At 43.0% G+C, this 18,055-nt stretch carries 19 protein-coding genes and 1 pseudogene; 5 read left to right on the plus strand and 15 right to left on the minus strand.

Annotation, left to right across the window (positions count from 1 at the left end; translation table 11 throughout):
• Positions 1-1,596, minus strand: coding sequence for a T9SS type A sorting domain-containing protein (locus DN068_RS09910; protein ID WP_165836347.1), 1,596 nt, complete (start codon positions 1,594-1,596; stop codon positions 1-3).
• A gap of 61 nt (positions 1,597-1,657) precedes the next feature.
• Positions 1,658-2,905: a hypothetical protein gene (locus DN068_RS09915; RefSeq protein ID WP_110998754.1), complete on the minus strand. Its 1,248-nt coding sequence runs from the start codon at positions 2,903-2,905 to the stop codon at positions 1,658-1,660.
• A gap of 596 nt (positions 2,906-3,501) precedes the next feature.
• On the opposite strand from DN068_RS09915, the gene DN068_RS09920 reads away from it, so the two are divergent.
• Complete coding sequence (locus DN068_RS09920; RefSeq protein ID WP_110998755.1) at positions 3,502-3,882, plus strand: hypothetical protein; 381 nt, start codon at positions 3,502-3,504, stop codon at positions 3,880-3,882.
• 69 nt (positions 3,883-3,951) lie between these two features.
• On the opposite strand, the gene DN068_RS09925 is transcribed toward DN068_RS09920, so the two are convergent.
• From DN068_RS09925 to dtd, 5 genes are read right to left on the minus strand one after another with little or no spacing between them, the layout of a single operon-like run.
• Positions 3,952-4,590 (minus strand): DUF4230 domain-containing protein, encoded by a 639-nt coding sequence (locus DN068_RS09925; RefSeq protein WP_110998756.1) that lies wholly within the window; start codon positions 4,588-4,590, stop codon positions 3,952-3,954.
• 8 nt (positions 4,591-4,598) lie between these two features.
• A complete protein-coding gene (locus DN068_RS09930; protein WP_110998757.1) occupies positions 4,599-5,513 on the minus strand; it encodes a S66 peptidase family protein in 915 nt (304 codons plus the stop codon).
• A gap of 10 nt (positions 5,514-5,523) precedes the next feature.
• Positions 5,524-5,853 carry a Rieske (2Fe-2S) protein gene (locus DN068_RS09935; RefSeq protein WP_110998758.1) on the minus strand — a complete coding sequence of 110 codons (330 nt, stop codon included), beginning with the start codon at positions 5,851-5,853 and terminating at the stop codon, positions 5,524-5,526.
• Between the two features lie 36 nt (positions 5,854-5,889).
• Positions 5,890-6,333 (minus strand): nucleoside deaminase, encoded by a 444-nt coding sequence (locus DN068_RS09940; RefSeq protein WP_110998759.1) that lies wholly within the window; start codon positions 6,331-6,333, stop codon positions 5,890-5,892.
• A gap of 17 nt (positions 6,334-6,350) precedes the next feature.
• Entirely contained in the window at positions 6,351-6,803 is a 453-nt protein-coding gene (gene dtd / locus DN068_RS09945) for a D-aminoacyl-tRNA deacylase (RefSeq protein ID WP_110998760.1), read from the minus strand.
• 166 nt (positions 6,804-6,969) lie between these two features.
• On the opposite strand from dtd, the gene paaE reads away from it, so the two are divergent.
• A complete protein-coding gene (gene paaE / locus DN068_RS09950; RefSeq protein ID WP_110998761.1) occupies positions 6,970-8,058 on the plus strand; it encodes a 1,2-phenylacetyl-CoA epoxidase subunit PaaE in 1,089 nt (362 codons plus the stop codon).
• 180 nt (positions 8,059-8,238) lie between these two features.
• On the opposite strand, the gene DN068_RS09955 is transcribed toward paaE, so the two are convergent.
• From DN068_RS09955 to DN068_RS09965, 3 genes and pseudogenes are all read right to left on the minus strand, one after another.
• Positions 8,239-8,664 carry an SRPBCC domain-containing protein gene (locus DN068_RS09955; protein WP_110998762.1) on the minus strand — a complete coding sequence of 142 codons (426 nt, stop codon included), beginning with the start codon at positions 8,662-8,664 and terminating at the stop codon, positions 8,239-8,241.
• A gap of 114 nt (positions 8,665-8,778) precedes the next feature.
• Positions 8,779-9,156, minus strand: a pseudogene (gene arfB, locus DN068_RS09960) (alternative ribosome rescue aminoacyl-tRNA hydrolase ArfB); the annotation flags it as partial.
• Positions 9,157-9,254: 98 nt separating this feature from the next.
• Entirely contained in the window at positions 9,255-9,545 is a 291-nt protein-coding gene (locus DN068_RS09965) for a rhodanese-like domain-containing protein (protein WP_110998764.1), read from the minus strand.
• Positions 9,546-9,629: 84 nt separating this feature from the next.
• Between DN068_RS09965 and DN068_RS09970 the strand changes: the two genes are divergently transcribed.
• Positions 9,630-10,283, plus strand: a complete 654-nt coding sequence (locus DN068_RS09970; protein ID WP_110998765.1) for a YceI family protein — start codon at positions 9,630-9,632, stop codon at positions 10,281-10,283.
• A gap of 204 nt (positions 10,284-10,487) precedes the next feature.
• On the opposite strand, the gene obgE is transcribed toward DN068_RS09970, so the two are convergent.
• Together obgE and DN068_RS09980 are read right to left on the minus strand one after the other, a co-directional pair.
• Positions 10,488-11,483: a GTPase ObgE gene (obgE, locus tag DN068_RS09975; protein WP_110998766.1), complete on the minus strand. Its 996-nt coding sequence runs from the start codon at positions 11,481-11,483 to the stop codon at positions 10,488-10,490.
• Between the two features lie 149 nt (positions 11,484-11,632).
• Positions 11,633-12,214 (minus strand): adenylate kinase, encoded by a 582-nt coding sequence (locus tag DN068_RS09980; protein ID WP_110998767.1) that lies wholly within the window; start codon positions 12,212-12,214, stop codon positions 11,633-11,635.
• Positions 12,215-12,441: 227 nt separating this feature from the next.
• Here DN068_RS09980 and DN068_RS09985 point away from each other — a divergent pair, with 227 nt between their 5' ends.
• On the plus strand, positions 12,442-13,035 hold the full coding sequence (locus DN068_RS09985) for a hypothetical protein (protein ID WP_110998768.1): 594 nt from the start codon (positions 12,442-12,444) through the stop codon (positions 13,033-13,035).
• A gap of 204 nt (positions 13,036-13,239) precedes the next feature.
• On the opposite strand, the gene DN068_RS09990 is transcribed toward DN068_RS09985, so the two are convergent.
• Both DN068_RS09990 and scpB read right to left on the minus strand, forming a co-directional pair.
• Positions 13,240-14,874, minus strand: coding sequence for a M20/M25/M40 family metallo-hydrolase (locus tag DN068_RS09990; protein ID WP_110998769.1), 1,635 nt, complete (start codon positions 14,872-14,874; stop codon positions 13,240-13,242).
• An 89-nt stretch (positions 14,875-14,963) separates the two neighbouring features.
• Positions 14,964-15,710 (minus strand): SMC-Scp complex subunit ScpB, encoded by a 747-nt coding sequence (gene scpB / locus DN068_RS09995; protein WP_110998770.1) that lies wholly within the window; start codon positions 15,708-15,710, stop codon positions 14,964-14,966.
• Positions 15,711-15,926: 216 nt separating this feature from the next.
• On the opposite strand from scpB, the gene DN068_RS10000 reads away from it, so the two are divergent.
• Positions 15,927-16,559, plus strand: a complete 633-nt coding sequence (locus DN068_RS10000) for a DUF4389 domain-containing protein (protein ID WP_110998771.1) — start codon at positions 15,927-15,929, stop codon at positions 16,557-16,559.
• A gap of 99 nt (positions 16,560-16,658) precedes the next feature.
• Here DN068_RS10000 and DN068_RS10005 read toward each other — a convergent pair whose 3' ends face one another.
• Entirely contained in the window at positions 16,659-18,041 is a 1,383-nt protein-coding gene (locus DN068_RS10005) for an NADH-quinone oxidoreductase subunit N (protein WP_110998772.1), read from the minus strand.
• Between the last annotated feature and the right edge of the window lie 14 nt (positions 18,042-18,055).

An 18,055-nucleotide genomic window follows, 5' to 3' on the forward strand; every position in this document is an offset into this window, starting at 1 on the left:
TTACTCTTTTATGAACTTCGTTTGATATACCTCATCGTCCTTAGACATCAGACGAATTAAATACAAACCTGGCGGAAGTAAAGCAACATTCAATTCATTTTTTCCAGACGTCAACGATTGATTGATCACTACTCTTCCATCCATTGCATACACTGTTGCTCTTTTTAGTTTATCAAAAACATCATCTACAAAAACCTTGCTGGTTGCGGGATTAGGATATACATTGAAACGATCACGGATAACGGGCTGTGTTGTATTTGACACTCCAAGCGAACCTGTGCTATCTATATAATATGCTAACGGTACTTGTCCAGCAGTATTTGATCCGCAAAGCACAATGCCGCTTCGCTGATCTGCCGGCACTATATGATCCACAAACGAGCAGGAATTGCTGCCCGAATAAATGTATTTAGTCCATTTATGATTTAGATTGGTATCGGTACAAATAACCTGCAGATAATTATCCGGTGTGAGACAGACATCTTCCATATAATCTGCATGGGTATTATTAGCATAATAGATATTACCATCAAAAACATTATACCCTATTGTTTCCTTAACGGGTCCGGGTGTACCATGGTAGTGATCCAGGCTATCCTTACCAGATATGACCAGATATTTGTCCATCTGAAAAGGATGGCTAAGATTGCGTCGAGTAACAACAGATTGAGCGGTGTAATAGTTGATCGGATAATTGTAGGCGCAATGCCCTTGTATTAATGTGCCTGAAGGGAGCAACAGAGAATTTGTGCAAAGCTCGGGATATGCAAACACATTAGGATAAATATTGTATTCGGAGGAACGGAAAGTATCAACTAAGGAAAGCGTGGTGTCAAGCACTGTGATCGAATAATCTTGAAACCAATTACCTGCCGGCAATAAACCACTGCCCCAAAAAGCTATTCGATTTTTGTTTGCGCAAAGCTTTAAAATATAATGTTCTCCTGACTGCGCGGCTGCAGCTTTATTCCCTAACGTATCATGGAGCATAATGTTTGCCTGAGCATCCATGATAAAAAATTTGGCGATTGTAAGAATGGAACTTGACGTATCAAATAAATTATAGCCAATCAGCGGATTATTACCGGCAAAACAAACCGTCTGCAAAGTGGGCGCATACATCTGTTCGGCGCCATCTTTTATTACCAACCTCTTATCTGGAACAAGCTGCTGCATTGCAGTATCAAATACGGTACAATAAATTCCACTTTTCCATTGTCGGGAAAATGATGCGGTAAAGTCCTGCTTGATAAATTTTTGATAGAATATATAAATTCGGTTGTCGGGAGATTTTTCCAATTGGATATAGTTAAAAGACACGACACTATCAACTTGTAATGTATCACCCATAGCCACAACTGCGCTTATAACAACATTACTGTTCTTGTCTACTTTATTAAGCATATATTGATGTGGATGGTTGTTAAAAACATCCTGTGCGGCGAGAGAAGTATCATAACTGAGGAAGTAATAAGCATTACCGAATTCACGAAAAGTATTGACCAAAATATTCTGCGCACCAGTCTGTGGCAAAATATTGACCTGAGCTTTACTTAAAAAAGGCAACAGGGAAAGCAAAAACAGTAGCTTTTTCATAGCATTTGTATTTTGATTATGAAAACAGGCGCTGCCATTGGCAGTGCCTGTTTTAGTTTTTTTAATGAAGTCCAGAAAGGTCGCCAGCTGGAGGTAATGGCACACCGGTGATGACACCATAAGTGATCTTGTACTCATGTCGTTGATTAACAAACGGACGATTAAATGGTGGTGCGGCGGCTTGTATTCCTCCTGCGCCCCCCTTCCATTCTATCCCGAAATCATCTAAAACGTAGGAGCTTGGAGACAACCCGCTGTTGGGTGGCATTAGCAGACTGCCCTTAGCTTCGTTAATAATCGTTGGTATAAAACCAAGATAAAAATTAAGATTAGGGGTAGTCAACCAGCTTTTGTAATCTTTATTTGCATCATCGATGTTTGCGCCGGTGTAAAATTCTTCACAAGACCAAATTCGAGTATTCATATAACCTGCGATTTGCCGCTGATTGTAATCAGATACGGGACTTGAGATGACACACCCGCTCAGATTATACACGAGATCATCGACCTTAGTAACGGTCTGCTGGTACGCAATCAACTGCCCATTTTTGATAGCCGGAGGATTCCAACCCCAATAATTAGCAATACCCAATTGCCGCAGCACAGTAGCCGCACTCGGTACTGATGAGCTCTGGCTACCAGGAACGATGGTTCCTGTTGCCAGATCAAGATCACATTGCCCATTGTTGCCCTGTCCATTAAGCGGAGCTGAATTTTTTGCATTCCACGCATGGTTCGGTGTACCAACGGCTGTTTTTACGCCACCAATTTCTGATGCAGGAATGGTAGGCGCGGGGCCGGTCTTAATCGTAGCATACACATCAAAGCTGATATTTCTGTCATCCACGACATTCAGCTTCAGATCAAATAATGCCAGGCCCTTGTCGGCATAGTTGATCTGATCGTATGTTTTCATCAGATTATCCTTGATCTGCCAGAACGCATTGGTCACATCTTTCATCTGCACGCCACCATCAGTTACCGGCGCCGGTATAGAGAAATTGACAGCTGTGGTTGCGTAATCATAATCATTGCGGGCCAGATAATAATTGTACGTTGCCTCTGTCAAAAACTCGGCATCGTCAAAAGAAATGACATTACTGCCGGGATCTTTACCATCGCGGATGACTTGCATGTTCGAGTAGAATGTCTGGATATCGGCCAGCAATTGTCTGCTGTCCTCTACACTGCGCGCAGTACTTACAGGCGGTTTTACTTTGCTGCCCGAATCATCTTTTTTACAGGCAGTGAATGAGGCTACAGCAATCAATCCTAATGCGAGCAGCGCTTTTTTTCTTTGTGGAATCATTTTTCTAAAAATTATTTTATGAATCACTTTTTCGCGAAAAAAGTATCACACCTTGTTTACCATGGTGGAGGTGTTTGCGCGAAATTATTTCTGCGGTTCAAGACAAAAGGACATAAAAACATCATCGAAAAAAGTGCTTGCTTTTCTTTTGTCTTGATCGTTGAAATTGATTTTTTATAAATCGCTCCACGTTGATAAACGATCTTTCTCGAAAAAGTGCTGCAAGGTTAATGGAAGGAAACAGCACCTTTGGGAATCCGCAATCAGATTAACGAATAATAGAAAACGCTGCTTAATGATAAATTAAGGAGTGCGGAATTTCATTCAGGAATCGGCATTTCTCGCATAAGAATTGCTAATTCCTTTGCGAGAAACGGCGATGCCATAGACAGAATCTCAATATCCTATTTCGGATACATGGAATACACACTATTTTCATTGATTCTTTAATAAGAATCGGCAACTCTAACGCAGGAAATACCGATTACTGCAACGCACACGGGCATGCGTCAGAAAGCAGGTTATCCAAAGGGCAAATATTTGCCAAAATGCTAAAAACTGGCATGATGTTTGCGCTATTTTAGAGAAATCATGCTATGTCGAAAATCACCAAAGGCAGGATCATCATCACAAAAAACATTCCGGACAATTTAGAACTTGCGAAAAAAATCTATGATAAACACATCATAGACAGCAGCGATTCTCTGCTAAATAATCTGGAAGACATCACCTGGAATGAAATCGGTCCGCTCATAGATCAATGTATGCAACTGCATAAAAAAGCAGAAGAACTAAAAAGACAAATGGAAGAAGCCTACCGGCAAAGAGATCTGGCATATCCGAAGATCAGCGAAGCTATTCAGGCGTCCAAACTCTACCTGAAAGGCCGCTTCGCCAGGAATCCTAAAAAGCTTGGCGAATGGGGTTTTAATGTAGATGACACGCCAAAATATAAACGCAAAACATCTGATGTTTAATTACTGATCGCTGGCTCTATGATGATCTATTCTGGACTTTGTTAGCAATACAAGGAAGATTGTCCACCATCAATTCAGCGGACGCTTCACGTCTGATGCCTCTGCCCGGTCAAAAATGCAATCTGTTTTTATTTGCAGTGGATTAAAATATTTACGAAGAATACCACAAACGCGATCTTCAGCCTGATTCAAATAAAGTGTATTCACCTCCAGCTCTGCGCGGTTTTGCTGATACATTTTCTTCTGAAATGAAGAATACATTTCATCATCCTGAAACATCAGCCAGCCTTTTTGATTACTCGTCTCCATGCGGTCGAGGCGCAGTTCGTAACTGAGTAATTTGGGTTTCGGCAAATGAATTTCGATGCCATCTTTCGTCTTCTTTATTTGCAGACTGCTATCGTTTAGATTTACCCCGTATTTCGCAATGAAAGGCGCCTGAATCTGCACGGTTTTTTCCATAAAAACCTTCTTAAATGCCCCCGACCAGCTATCTTGATCTTCAGGTGAAATATTGGAGCTTTTAAATGTTGTTACGCCGTCTACTTCCAAAGTACTGAGCTCCGCAATCTCCCGCACGAATGCATAGTTATCTATGATCATCGTCTGACCTTCTTTCGTACCGGCGCGCTTGCCGATCGTATAGCCGACAATGATAGTAGCCGCAATAACGATGATCGCGGAAAGAAAACGAACGAAGCTCTTCATACTTAAAATTAAGCATTCCTTTGAAGAGTCAACCTGCCGCCATTTTTCGTTACCTCCAACGTGTGTGGTAAGCCTAGCGACAATGTATAATTTACATCCTGATGCCCACAAGGGAAATTGAATAATACCGGATAGTCGTACTCTTTCACTTTGTCCCAAAGAATCTGTTCTACAGTTTCACCGAATGGTCGTTCAGTATCCTGCATGTCTGTAAAGCTGCCGATTACCAAGCCTTTCAGTTTGTCAAATTTTCCGGCGCGTTTCAGATTCAGCAGCATGCGATCTAAATTGTAGAGGTATTCACCGATGTCTTCAATGAAAAGGATTTTACCATCCGTATTTACCTCCGAAACTGAACCTGTAAGATGCGCGAGGATAGCTACGTTGCCGCCGGTAAGAATTCCTTCTGCCTTACCAATCCGGTTCAGTGCTGAATGAGGAATTGCATAATCCAGTGCGTCGCCAATCAATGCTTTTTTGAAGCTGAGTATATAATCCGAGTTTTCCGTTTCTGGCTTGAATGCCCCGCACATTGGGCTGTGCAGTGTAGCAATGTCGAGATTGGCATGAATATGATTATGCAATACGGTGATATCGCTGAAGCCGCATATCCATTTAGGATGCTGTTTGAATTTCGTAAAATCGATCTGGTCAATGATGCGGCTCATACCGTAACCGCCACGTCCCATAATTATCGCATCGATCTCCGGATTATCCAGCATTGACTGCAAATCGCGCAAACGTGCATTGTCATCACCAGAGAAATAATGATATTCTGTGCCAACAGTCGCCCCCTTGATTACCTTATACCCCCAGCGTTCCAAAACAGTTATCGCATAAGCGACGCGTTCGTTAGATACAAAACCGGCTGGACAAGTAATGCCTATAGTAGAGCCAGGAAGCAGATATGGTGGCTGTTGCATGGATGTTTTTTTACAAAGTTGGCTGTTGCAATAATCCGACAAAAATTTCATTGTCGCGAATCTCGATGGGATATGTTTTCAGCTTGTAACCTTCGCCGCTTGTGTTACGGCCATTGGCGGGATCAAAACGATATTTATGTTCTGGACAAACAACTCTTCCTTGTGCATCAAGCCAACCATCGCAGAACCGCGCACTGGCGTGCGGACAAGTTGCAGCAAATGCATAAAACTGATCACCTTTCTTTAGCAACGCAATGTTTTTATCAGCTACAGTTATCTCTGTGATTTTGCCATTTTCAAGATTGGCATATGCGTCTTTGATAAGATACCATTCGTACATTTCTTCCGTTATTTATTTACCATTCACAAACATCAACTATCGTCTTGCTGCAAAAAACTCTTTCATCAGTTGTGCACATTCCTCAGCCATTACACCATTGGAAAGTTGTGCTTTGGGATGGAACGGCCAATTTTCACCTGTTGTTTTCTGATAACCATTTTTAGGGTCTGAAGTACCGAAAACAATGCGGCCAACTTTACTCCAATAAATCGCACCACTGCACATCAGGCAGGGCTCTACCGTTACGTAAAGTGTTCCCTCCATCAGGTATTTCGCACCAATATGATTGCAGGCAGCAGTAATGGCAATGATTTCGGCATGGGCGGTAGCATCATTTAATTGCTCTACCTGATTGTGTCCGCGCCCAATGATTTTATTGTCCCAAACCACAACCGCGCCTACCGGAACTTCCCCCGCATCAAACGCAAGTTGTGCCTGACGCAGTGCCTCTTTCATAAAATATGCATCATCAAATACCATAGTGCAAAGAAAATGATTTACTCCTTGTTTTGCGTGTCCATTGTGATCGTTACGGGTCCGTCGTTAACTAAACTTACTTTCATATCTGCGCCAAAACTACCTGTAGCAACGGGTTTTCCGATAGCAATATTCAATTGTGCTACAAAATATTCATACAACGGAATAGCTTGTTCTGGCCGCGCTGCGCGAATAAACGAAGGGCGGTTTCCTTTTTTATAGGAAGCATGTAAGGTAAATTGGCTCACCACCAACATTTCACCTTCCACCTGTTTAATATCAAGGTTCATTAACCCGGCCTCGTCTGAAAATACCCGCAGTGCCGAGATCTTCTGACAAAGCCAATCGGCATCTTCTTTAGTGTCAATCGCTTCAATACCCAGCAAAATCATAAATCCCTTTCCAATTGCCGATTTTACGACGCCATCAATAGTAACTGACGCTTCCGAAACGCGTTGTATCACAACTCTCATGACGGAAAATTAAATAAAGGCAGTCATTGTTTTGTTTTAAGTTTAATGATCATGTATTTCCACCTTTCTATTAGCATAATGCAAATACCTGATTTTTATCAGTGAGTGGAATAAGCCATTTTGACTAACTTCGCGCTGCCTTTATTCTTTAAAGCAATCTATTACAATGTCCGCTCTGAAATTTTATCCGCTTACAGTAAAGGATGTTCGTCCTGAAACTGCTGATTGTGTTTCGATCTCTTTGGAGGTGCCTGAAGAACTTATTGAAACGTTCCGTTTTGCTCCCGGTCAGTATCTTACTTTCCGTACCAATCTGGAAAACGCCGAAGTGCGCCGTTCTTATTCTATCTGCGCCGCGCCGAGCGACGACGAGCTGCGTGTAGCAATTAAGAAAGTAGATGCCGGACGTTTTTCTACGTTTGCCAATGAACTACTGAAAGCTGGTGATACCATCGAGGTAATGCCACCGATGGGAAAATTCTCGCCACGTTCATCTGAAGTAAAAGCAAAAAACTATCTCGCATTTGCAGCCGGCAGTGGTATCACGCCAATCATGGGTATCATGAAGCACGTGCTGGAAACAGAGCCGGAAAGCAGCTTTACACTGGTATATGGCAATAAGAACCGTAATACCATCATTTTTCGCGAAGCGATAGAAGGACTGAAAAATAAGTACATGGAGCGTCTGCGCCTGTACCATATCCTGAGCCGCGAGTTTATGGACGTGCCTTTGTTTAACGGAAGGATTTCCGGAGAAAAATGTGGTGAATTCTGCGAACACCTGATAGATATAACTTCGATCAACGAAGCATTCATCTGTGGACCGGAAGAAATGATTTTGGATGTACGCCAGAAATTGATTGACCTCGGATTGCCTTCTGGCCAGGTGCATATGGAGCTCTTTAGTTCTCCGGATCAGCCGAAACCGAAACACGAAAAATGGAATGATGAACATAAGCAAGACGAAGGCCCGATGAGTAAAGTGAGCATCACACTTGATGGCGCTACTTTTGAAATGGACCTCGCTTATAATGGTGAAAGCATTCTGGATGCAGCCCTGCAACGCGGCGCTGATCTGCCGTATGCATGTAAAGGTGGTGTATGTTGTACCTGCCGTGCAAAGGTTGTAGCAGGTGAAGTAGAAATGGAAGTAAACTATGCACTGGAGCCGGATGAAATTGCAAAAGGTTTTGTGCTGACTTGCCAATCGCATCCAAAGACAGATCGCGTGGTTATTGATTTTGATGCACGTTAGTCTTGATATCAGGTAGTAAGTATCAAGCTGTTGTTACCTAATTCGATAAATAGGAAAGAGGTTGTCCGGATTTCTGGACAACCTCTTTTGGTTTTGGAAAAATGATCATTGAAATCTGGTTTTCTTAATAAGTTAGAGCAGCTTGATGCTTGATCCTTACGGCTAGATACTGCGGAAGACTTAGAAGGGTTCCGGCATTGCAGGTACAGGAATCATCATTTTAGCAAAATACGCTTCCATCGGCACGAAATAATGTTCACTCCACCACTGCTTGTAATCAGGCTGTCCTTTAGGAATGTTGCTGTGCAACAGGATCAGTTTGGTGCCATCATTTTCTGGAAGCAGCGAAATTTCCACCTGCGAATCAGAGTCGCCCGCAGCAAAGCTTTTAGTGCGCCATGATTGTACAATATGATTAGGCGGAAGCAGTAGTAAATTCCTTCCCGAAATGTAGCCGTCCTGTGCTGAAAAATCTGTGCCAGTCTCAGCACCGATCTTTGCTTTACTCCCTGTCATTTCTGTATGGCGATTAGAGCGAAGCCAGGCATTGTATACTTCTTCAGGTGCCGCAGAAAGATAAACTGAAATTGAAAATGCGACTTGCATAGTGCAGATTCCATTTTAGATGAACACCTAATTTCGGAATTAATTATCGAAAAAAATATTAAAAAAATCGACGTTTTCGGAGGAATAAATCACAGACAGATTCAAGTTGCTGGTTTAAAAATCTTTGCGTCTTAACTGCTTTTTTTCTGCGTCACGACGCTTGGAATCCAGTCGTTTTTCTTTAGCTGCTCTCGAAACTTTGGTCGGTTTTCTTTTCTTCGGAATAAAGATGGCCAGAGTCACCAGGTCAATTAGTTTCTGCAGTGCGATCTGCTTGTTTTCCAATTGCGAACGTGTTTCTGTGCTCTTCACAATCAGGTATCCGTCCTTATTAATGCGGTTTTGAAGTTTGGCCAGGATCAGTTCTTTTTGTTCCGGCGTATAACAAACCGAAGCCGAAACCTGCCACCAGGCTTCAGCTGCTGTTTCTACTTTATTTACGTTTTGTCCGCCCTTGCCGCCGCTGCGTGCAGTGCGAAAAAATATTTCTGATTGGATAGAGGGTTGCATGGCGCAAAGGTAATGATATCGCTGATGGCTGATTTCTTCATCGCTGATAGAATTGCGATTGCTCACGAAAATCTCTAAAACTACATCGCCCGCCAGGCCGTCATTCCACCAGCCAGGTTATATGCTTCTTTCAGCCCCTCATCCTCTAACCGCTGCAGTGCAATCGCACTCCGGATTCCTTTCTCACAGTAAAACACCAGCGTTTCGTCTTTCGGCAGTTCCTTTCTGCGACTCATCAATTCGCCGAGCGGAATATGCAAGCCCCCGATATTGTACGCTTCATGTTCAAAACCTTCGCGTACGTCGATCAGTATAAACTTCTTTCCTTCGTTAATCCATTGTTGTAATTCCTGAGGTGTCAATTGCTGCATATACAAAACTTATTGATACTCTTAATCTACTTTAATGAGACCTTATTCTGAGGTCTGTAATTTTGGGTAAAATTAAACACTAGAATGAAACGTATTTTATTAGCAGCAGCGATTGGAACATTTTTATTAGCATCATGTCAAAACGCTCCTAAAGCCGACAAAGTTGAAGCTTCTGAAGCACAACAAGTGCAAACTTCTGCAGGTGCAGATTATAAAGCAGATCTCGCACAGAGCCGTATCGAATTTATTGGTACAAAACCAGTTGGCAAACACCACGGTAATTTCCTGCTGAAAGACGGCGATCTCGTAGTTGATAATGGCAGCGTGACTGGCGGTAAATTTACTATCGATGTAAATACACTGCGCGCTGATGACCAGGATAGTACTGGCAACGCAAAATTAGGTGGTCACCTGCTGAGCCCTGATTTCTTCGACGTACAGAAATTCCCAACAGCCAACTTTGAAATCACTGCTGTAAAAGCGGGCATTGACACCGCCAGTGTAATGAAAGATGCTACACACACTGTAACTGGTAACCTGACGCTGAAAGGTGTTACAAAAAGCATCAGCTTCCCTGCAAAAATTGCAGTAAATAATAATCAGACTACTGCTGAAGCTAACTTTAATATCGACCGTACACAATGGAACCTGAGCTATGGTAATGACAAGAGCCTGGGCGATCATTTCATTGCTCCTGAAGTAAACATCCAGTTTCACATTGTAGCGGCAAAAGGTTAAGCCTGCGGCAGTATAAAGTATAAAGCTGCTATAACTTAATGTGAGTGGTCAATCAATCGTGAGTAGAACCGTGAATACACCGCATTATTAACCAGAATGACTGAAAAAAAACGTAGCCCTCGCAATGTTTGCGAGGGCTACGTTTTTATGACCTAACGCGCGACGTATTAACCTGTCAACGTATTAACTTATTAACCTTTTGTCCTAATCCTCAGTGATTGCTCGCCACAACATGTCTTTCAGCTCAACGAGGCCTTGATTGGCGTATGATGCGATGAACACATGCGGAATATCGTCTGGCAATGTCGCTGCTATTTCCTCTTTCAGCTCATCATCCAGCATATCACTTTTAGTGATCGCAATCAGCATTTTCTTATTGAGCAATTCCGGATTATATTCTTCCAGTTCGTTTATGAGCACTTCTAATTCACGCTCATGATCATCACTATCAGCAGGGATCATAAACAGCAATACCGAGTTTCGTTCAATATGACGCAGGAATCGGTGACCAAGTCCTTTACCTTCTGCAGCACCTTCAATGATACCCGGCAGATCAGCCATACAGAACGATTTATTATCGCGGTAAGCTACAATACCAAGTTGCGGTGTAAGTGTGGTAAATGCGTAATTGGCAATCTTTGGCTTCGCAGCACTGAGCACTGAAAGCAAAGTTGACTTACCCGCATTTGGAAAACCTACCAGACCTACATCGGCCAGGATTTTCAATTCCAGGTATTTCCAGCCTTCTACGCCATCCTCACCGGGCTGTGCATATTCTGGCGCCTGATTGGTAGCTGTCGCGAAATTTTGGTTGCCGAGACCGCCGCGACCGCCGCGCAGCCAGAGCACTTCTTGTCCGTCCTCCAATACTTCCGCTTCTACTTCTCCGGTTTCTTCGTCACGGGCAATGGTTCCCAGTGGCACTTCAATGACGATATCTTCCCCATCAGCACCGGTGCAATTGTTTTTATCGCCTCTGCCGCCGTTTTCTGCCAGTACGTTTTTATAGTAACGTAGGTGCAGCAAAGTCCACATCTGCGCGTTGCCACGCAAAATGATGTGACCGCCGCGACCGCCATCTCCACCATCAGGACCGGCCTGTGGATTGAATTTGGTACGTGCGAAATGCGAGCTGCCTGCTCCGCCTTTACCCGAGCGGGCGAAGATGCGTATATAATCTACAAAGTTTCCTTTCTCCACAAATACTTATTTGAAATAACAATAAATAAGGCTGTTTCTGGAAGTCAATGTCATTCATATTTGATTAATGAATGTTCTTTCGGAACACACAAACTCATTATGAAGGCAACCTGTACTTCAGAAACAGCCTGAAAAAACTTACCGCCGGATTATGCCGGAAGCAGGTATTTTTCGATTTCTTTACCCAACAGTTTGAAGGTATCGTCGATGGTACCGTCGCCTTTGATGCGTTCTACCTTGCCAAACTGGTCGTAATAATTTTCTACCGGAGCAGTTTTAGCGTGGTATTCTTTAATGCGTTTTGTAATTACCTCTTCGTTATCGTCAGAACGGCCAGAAGTAGCAGCACGACCGAGCATACGGCGTGTCAGTTCTTCTTCCGGAACCTGCAATGAAAGTAACAGATGAATTTGTGTATTCTTGAATTCCAGCAGTTTATCTAGTGCTTCAGCCTGAGCTTTGGTACGAGGGAAACCATCGAAGATAAAACCACGTGCATTCGGTGTTTCGTCGATTTTAGAGCTGATCATTCCTATTACCACTTCGTCCGGCACCAGCAAACCCTGGTCCATGTATTTTCTTGCTTCTACACCAAGAGGTGTTTGGCGGCTCACTTCATCACGGAGCAAATCTCCTGTAGAGATGTGCTGCAACTGGAAAGTAGATACAATGTTAGATGACTGTGTACCTTTTCCGCTTCCCGGAGGGCCAAACAAGATGAGATTAAACATATAGTTTTTAGTAGTTGACGGCACAAAAATAAGTAACGTAGTGGATTAGCAAGGAAAAATATGACGATTGGGCAATAGGTTAACCTGGTCAATGAGCAATTTGGTTAAAAGGTTAAATCAGTTGCTACCTTATTTACCCATTAAATTATTTAACCATTTCAACCTGTGATGTACGAAAATTACACTATAACGACCTTCTGCAGTGTATTCCGAATTAATTTAGAACTATGGTCCGTACCCTATATGTCTTTTTGTTGCTTTTCCTTTTGCCCGGTAAATCTGCCTACAGCCAGTCAAAAGCTTCTTTTCTTGTATATGAAAAAGACACGATTAACCGGGTAAATGAAAATGGGTTGAAAACGGGACCATGGGTTTATTTTTATCGGGATTCAACAATACAAGTCCAAACAACCATCAGCTACGACTGTTATAAAATGAATAACGGAAGTTCGCAATGCGTAAGAACTGAAAAATACGATACCATTTATCGCCACTGTGTCAATGAAGTAAGGGCAAGGGGGAACTATGTTCAAAATCTAAGGGAAGGAATCTGGAGAATTGGAGAAAACGATGTCTTTGATCGTCATGCAGAAATAGTCTTTTCGCATGATACGATATCCAGGATGTTTCCAATTCAAATATTTAATAATAGCCACAGCATTTTTTATTCGATTGCATTTGTCGGCACTCACTGGGAGTACTGTCATGTAAAAGACAATGTATGGAAGGAAGACCTCTATTGGACCTGTATTGACGAATTCTTAGATGACTACCTTGACTATAAGCGAATAAATTATCCGTCAAAGTTTACTGCGAATTAAACAACATAGCGCGAAATCAGATCCCCACTTCCTCCTACCTCGTCATCTGGATGACCCGCATAATGTGCCGCCCAACGGGAGCTATAACCACAAAGTATTGCAATTTATCTCACAGCGGCTTTGCGCCGCCGTGAGATAAATTCAACTCACGGCGCTTTGCGATGAACAAAGCAACTCGCGGGAAACCAAATCAGACATCAGCGATTATTTAAACTGCACCGGAAACTTTTTCTCTTTTCCATCGCGGCGAATAACCACCTGTGTTTTATCACCCGCCTTAAACTTGCTGAGCGCTTCCATGTAGCTCTGCATGCTTTTTACCTGAGTATCGCCCAGCTTAATGATAACATCACCCGCTTTCAAACCGGCTTTATCCGCCGCTTTTCCCTCGGAAACACCATCTACACGTACGCCTTCTTCCTGATAAGAGTAATCTGGCATAATACCGAGTGTCACTTTAAAATGCACTCTTCCTACAGAGCTCTGCTTCGTTGGCGTGAATACTGGCTTCGGCGCCGCATCCATATTTTTTACCAGATCATAAATGCTGTGCATGACTTCCAGCTCACCTTCGTAATTTATCTTGTCAGCTTTATCTGTTGGTTTGTGATAATCGCTGTGCGTGCCGGTGAAATAGAACAACACTGGAATATTAGCATAGTAAAATGAAGTATGATCGGATGGACCAACACCGGAACTATCAATGTTTACTTTAAATGCCCTTTGCGCTGGCGCAATTTCATTTGCCCAAACCGGAGAAGTACCCACACCACCAATTGTAAGCGCATGTGTACTGTCATTCAAACGACCTACCATGTCCATATTGATCATGTAAGCAGTGTGTGTGCTATCAATTCCTTCCTCTTTGATAAATGCCTTTGAGCCGAGCAAACCGAGCTCTTCTGCAGAGAAACTCACGAACAAATAATTATATCCTTTCAGTTTACCTTTCTTTACCCATTGCGCCAATTGTAGTAGAGCAGCGGTTCCCGAAGCATTATCATCCGCTCCGTTGTGGATTTTTTTTTCTTTACCTGCGTATAAACTACTGCCATCTTCACCATAGCCCAAATGATCGTAATGCGCACCAAGCACTACTGTATAGCGGGCTTTATTATCGATATACGCTGCTATATTGCTACCTGTACGGTCCGTTTTTGCCAACGCTACATTCATACTGATATCCAGCCCGCTGGTATTAGCGGCGATCAGTTCGTTGTAAATGTCATGTCCTAAAAATGCGACCGGAATATCCAGCGCTTCGTATTCGGAATGCGGATTGAATTCTGGTGCGAATTTCGATCCGTAGCTATCGTAAAAAACTACACCAGCGGCTGATTGCTTTTGTGCTTCTTTACATTTCTCGTAAGCAATTTTCTCCCAATCGAAATGCGCATCGTTTGCTTCGTCCTGCGACTGATAAATTGGAATAAGCCAGACGCCGCCCTGCTCCATTACTTCAGGGAGCACATCACCGTTTGCTTGCTTATTAGCACTAAACGGCAACGGAAAGCCGTCTTTGGTTGTAATGTCTTTTCCCTGCAGCCGAATTTGTGTAGCAGCCGCAATGTTTTTACCATAAATGAAATGAAAATCGTACCGGTATTTTCCGCGAAAAGATTTAATGCCAGCCCTTTCATAAGACTGAATGATATAATCTCCGGCTCTGCGCTCACCTTCTGTTCCGGTACGGCGGCCTTCCAGCGCATCTGATGCGAGATAGCCGATATCGGTTTTGAGTTGCGTAATCGCTTTTTTATCTGCCTTGCTCTGCGCAAATATTGGTTGTGAAAGGAACAGCAATGCAAAGGCCAGATAATTCCGGGTAGAAAAATTCATGAATGGTTATTGACTGCCACAAAGGTATATAAAGATTCACGCGAGCTTCCCTCCTATGGCAATTTTTCCCGATTTTATAATGGATGTTTTTAAACTTCTTCCTGATTTTCTTCAGGTCCTTCGTCGTTATCTTCTTCGTCTGACATTGGACGCAGTTCTCCATCTTCCGAAACAAAAAGTGGCGCGCTGCCTTCTATTTCCTGTTCGGGTTCCGACTCTGGTTCGTGGTGTGGTGTAAGCGTTGGCATGACTTCTTCGGGTTGCGCCTCCACAGCATCTGTTGGAATAACGATTTCTATTTTCGTCACATCTTTTAGTTGCGGTAACTCCGCCGGTGAATTGATCCCGAGGTAGTCCATAAAGTTTTTCGAAGTGGTATAAATTAACGGCTTGCCTACCATCTCTTCACTTCTGCCGGCAATCACGATCAGTTCTTTCTCTAATAATTTCTGAATGGAGTAATCGGCACTCACACCGCGGATAAACTCAATCTCTGATTTGGTAATTGGTTGTTTGTAGGCGATAATTGCCAATGTCTCCATTGCCGCAGAAGACAGCTTTTTTATGTGCTTGTCTCCGTTAAGTTGCAGAACAGTTTTGTGAAATGCTTTTTTGGTTAAAAACTGATAGCCGCCACCGATTTCTTTCAACTGAAATGGAAAATAATCTGCTTCATATTTTTCACGGACGACCTCGATACAGCTGGCGACCAGCTCGCTTTCAACCGGCGTTTCAAAAGCCTGTCCCAGCATTTCGGTCAGCTCTGCAGATGTGATGGGGCGTTCACTGGCAAAGATCAACGCTTCCACATGTGGCATCAGTTGTTCGATATCCATATGATCCTCTGTTTTCTGATACCGAAGATAATAACTAAAATTATCAAGTAGGAAGTATCAAGTACTAAGCTGTCATCATTTAAGATTTAGAGGTTTAGGAGAATTCTGGATAACATCTTCACTGGCGCCATCGTTCACAACCCACCATTTTTGAGTTTTGGCTTTAGTTATCGCATCAGCGATAATTATTATATTTATTATCAAATTTTAAAATCTATGAAACTTACCATCGTTCACCAATCTCAGTATTCGCGGGGAGAATTGCTGCTGCGAACATTCTTTGGATTCTTCTACATTGTCATTCCGCACGCATTCTGTCTTTACTTTTTGGGCATATGGGCTGCGATTCTGCATATCATTACTTTTTTCTCCATCTTGTTTACGCAACGATATCCCAAAGCCAATTTCGATTACTTCCTGAAGTTCTTCCGCTGGCAACTCAGAGTCAACGCAAGAATGCTCAACCTTTCGGATGGCTATCCCGCATTTGGCCTGGATGCTACCGATGATAAAACGTCGCTGGAAGTTCCCTATCAAGAACATGTTCCATGGACAAAGGCTTTGCTCATTTTCTTTCTGGGCGTTTTTATACTGATTCCCCACATCCTTTGCCTGGTGCTTCTTTCCATCGGCGCCTGGTTTATGATTCTGTTCGGCTGGATTGCCGTTTTATTTACAGGCAATTATCCCGAAGGCATGCACCAATATATGGTTCGTTTTCTGCGCTGGAGTATGCGTGTGAATCTTTATCTCTATTTCATGTATCCGTACTATCCGCCGTTCAATGGCGATCCTGATACAGATGCAGGCAGCATCATGGATAAAATGGACTTTGCACCAGCTTCATAGCCACTGGCGAGAGTTACACTAACTCTCGTGCCTTTAAATAAAAATCGAAGGGTTCCAACATGATGTTGGAACCCTTCGATTTTTATATTTCGTTTAAAACTAAATGCTCGCCAAAAACAACTGAGGTGCAATACCGATCAGTACAACCAGTACACAAGTCAATGCCAGCATAAACTTGTCACCAGACGAAAGCGGCTCGTGCAATTCCGGATTGCCTTGTTTGAAATACATTGCAATGATCACACGGAAATAATAGTAAGCACTGATCGCTGCCATCAGGAGCGCAAAGATGACAAGCCAGAAAAGCTGACCTTGCATGATCGCGGCTTGAAGCACAAAGTACTTCGCCATGAAACCACCTGTAAGCGGGATACCAGCGAGCGAAAGTAAGAAAATCGTGGTTACGAAAGCCAGCACCGGTTCTTTTTTCGCAAGACCGTTGAAACCGTCGTAGGTATAATCTTTCAGTTTCATCAACACGGCAAACATACCGATAGTAGCCACGCTATACGCAACTGCATAGATGATGATACCCTGAGAAGCCACTGCATTATTAGAAAGGATCGCAAACAACATAAAACCGGCCTGCGCAATGGAAGAATAGGCCAGCATACGCTTTACACTTTGCTGGAATACCGCAGTGAGGTTACCAATAAACAATGTCAACGCAGTGATAATAGACAACACAATTGTCCAGTGGTTACTGATTCCACCAAATGTATTCTGGAACAAACGGATGAATGCATAGAATGCAGCAGATTTCACGATTGTGGCCATGAATGCCGTGAAAGGCGTTGGTGCACCATCGTAAACGTCCGGGGTCCAGGTGTGCATTGGTGCAGCGGAAACTTTAAAACCAAAAGCGATGATCAGGAAGATGATACCGGCAAGGCTCATTCCGTTTACAGAGCTCTGGTGAATGAAATCCATACGCGTCAGCTCGAAAGTACCCGTAGAGCCATACAACAAGGTAACGCCCATCATCAGGATACCCGTAGTAAATGCACCCATCAGGAAGTACTTCAATGCAGCTTCACTACTTTTCAGATTTTTCTTATCACTGCCCGCCAGGATATATTGCGGAATAGAAAGAATTTCAATACCAATAAATAAGATCAGAAGGTTGTTGTAGGACGAAAGCAGGTAAACGCCGGTGAGAATGAAGAATATGAGCGCAAAATACTCTGCCGTATGCGTACCGACTCTGGCAATATCTTTACCGGAAAGCAGCACATACAAGAAGGTACAACCCGTCATCAGCATATTAAACCACAAACCTTCGCGGCTGATGAGGATCATATTGTTGAACAGGAAAGTGAAGTTGCTGCCTTTTTTGGTAGCCATCACATCCCAGATATTTACACCGAGTAAAACCGCCAACAATAGCGCAGCAATCGTAATGATCGCTTTTTTGTCTTTCATCAGGATGCTGGAGAACATCATAATGACACCGAGTATTGTTGCAGCAATAATTGCCTTCATATCTTATCGAAAAA

It is taken from the genome of Taibaiella soli (genome assembly GCF_003236175.1).
In the GTDB taxonomy this organism is placed as follows: Bacteria; Bacteroidota; Bacteroidia; order Chitinophagales; family Chitinophagaceae; genus QKTW01.

Bases quoted from the DNA above. Each gene is read 5' to 3' on its own strand.
- DN068_RS09940 (WP_110998759.1), bottom strand. From the start codon at position 6,333: ATGGTATTTGATGATGCATATTTTATGAAAGAGGCACTGCGTCAGGCA.
- DN068_RS09965 (WP_110998764.1), bottom strand. From the start codon at position 9,545: ATGCAGCAATTGACACCTCAGGAATTACAACAATGGATTAACGAAGGA.
- paaE (WP_110998761.1), top strand. From the start codon at position 6,970: ATGTCCGCTCTGAAATTTTATCCGCTTACAGTAAAGGATGTTCGTCCT.
- DN068_RS10000 (WP_110998771.1), top strand. From the start codon at position 15,927: ATGAAACTTACCATCGTTCACCAATCTCAGTATTCGCGGGGAGAATTG.
- DN068_RS09980 (WP_110998767.1), bottom strand. From the start codon at position 12,214: ATGTTTAATCTCATCTTGTTTGGCCCTCCGGGAAGCGGAAAAGGTACA.
- DN068_RS09915 (WP_110998754.1), bottom strand. From the start codon at position 2,905: ATGATTCCACAAAGAAAAAAAGCGCTGCTCGCATTAGGATTGATTGCT.
- DN068_RS09925 (WP_110998756.1), bottom strand. From the start codon at position 4,590: ATGAAGAGCTTCGTTCGTTTTCTTTCCGCGATCATCGTTATTGCGGCT.
- DN068_RS09935 (WP_110998758.1), bottom strand. From the start codon at position 5,853: ATGTACGAATGGTATCTTATCAAAGACGCATATGCCAATCTTGAAAAT.
- DN068_RS09955 (WP_110998762.1), bottom strand. From the start codon at position 8,664: ATGCAAGTCGCATTTTCAATTTCAGTTTATCTTTCTGCGGCACCTGAA.
- DN068_RS10005 (WP_110998772.1), bottom strand. From the start codon at position 18,041: ATGAAGGCAATTATTGCTGCAACAATACTCGGTGTCATTATGATGTTC.
- DN068_RS09985 (WP_110998768.1), top strand. From the start codon at position 12,442: ATGGTCCGTACCCTATATGTCTTTTTGTTGCTTTTCCTTTTGCCCGGT.
- scpB (WP_110998770.1), bottom strand. From the start codon at position 15,710: ATGGATATCGAACAACTGATGCCACATGTGGAAGCGTTGATCTTTGCC.
- DN068_RS09910 (WP_165836347.1), bottom strand. From the start codon at position 1,596: ATGAAAAAGCTACTGTTTTTGCTTTCCCTGTTGCCTTTTTTAAGTAAA.
- DN068_RS09990 (WP_110998769.1), bottom strand. From the start codon at position 14,874: ATGAATTTTTCTACCCGGAATTATCTGGCCTTTGCATTGCTGTTCCTT.
- DN068_RS09920 (WP_110998755.1), top strand. From the start codon at position 3,502: ATGTCGAAAATCACCAAAGGCAGGATCATCATCACAAAAAACATTCCG.
- DN068_RS09970 (WP_110998765.1), top strand. From the start codon at position 9,630: ATGAAACGTATTTTATTAGCAGCAGCGATTGGAACATTTTTATTAGCA.
- dtd (WP_110998760.1), bottom strand. From the start codon at position 6,803: ATGAGAGTTGTGATACAACGCGTTTCGGAAGCGTCAGTTACTATTGAT.
- DN068_RS09930 (WP_110998757.1), bottom strand. From the start codon at position 5,513: ATGCAACAGCCACCATATCTGCTTCCTGGCTCTACTATAGGCATTACT.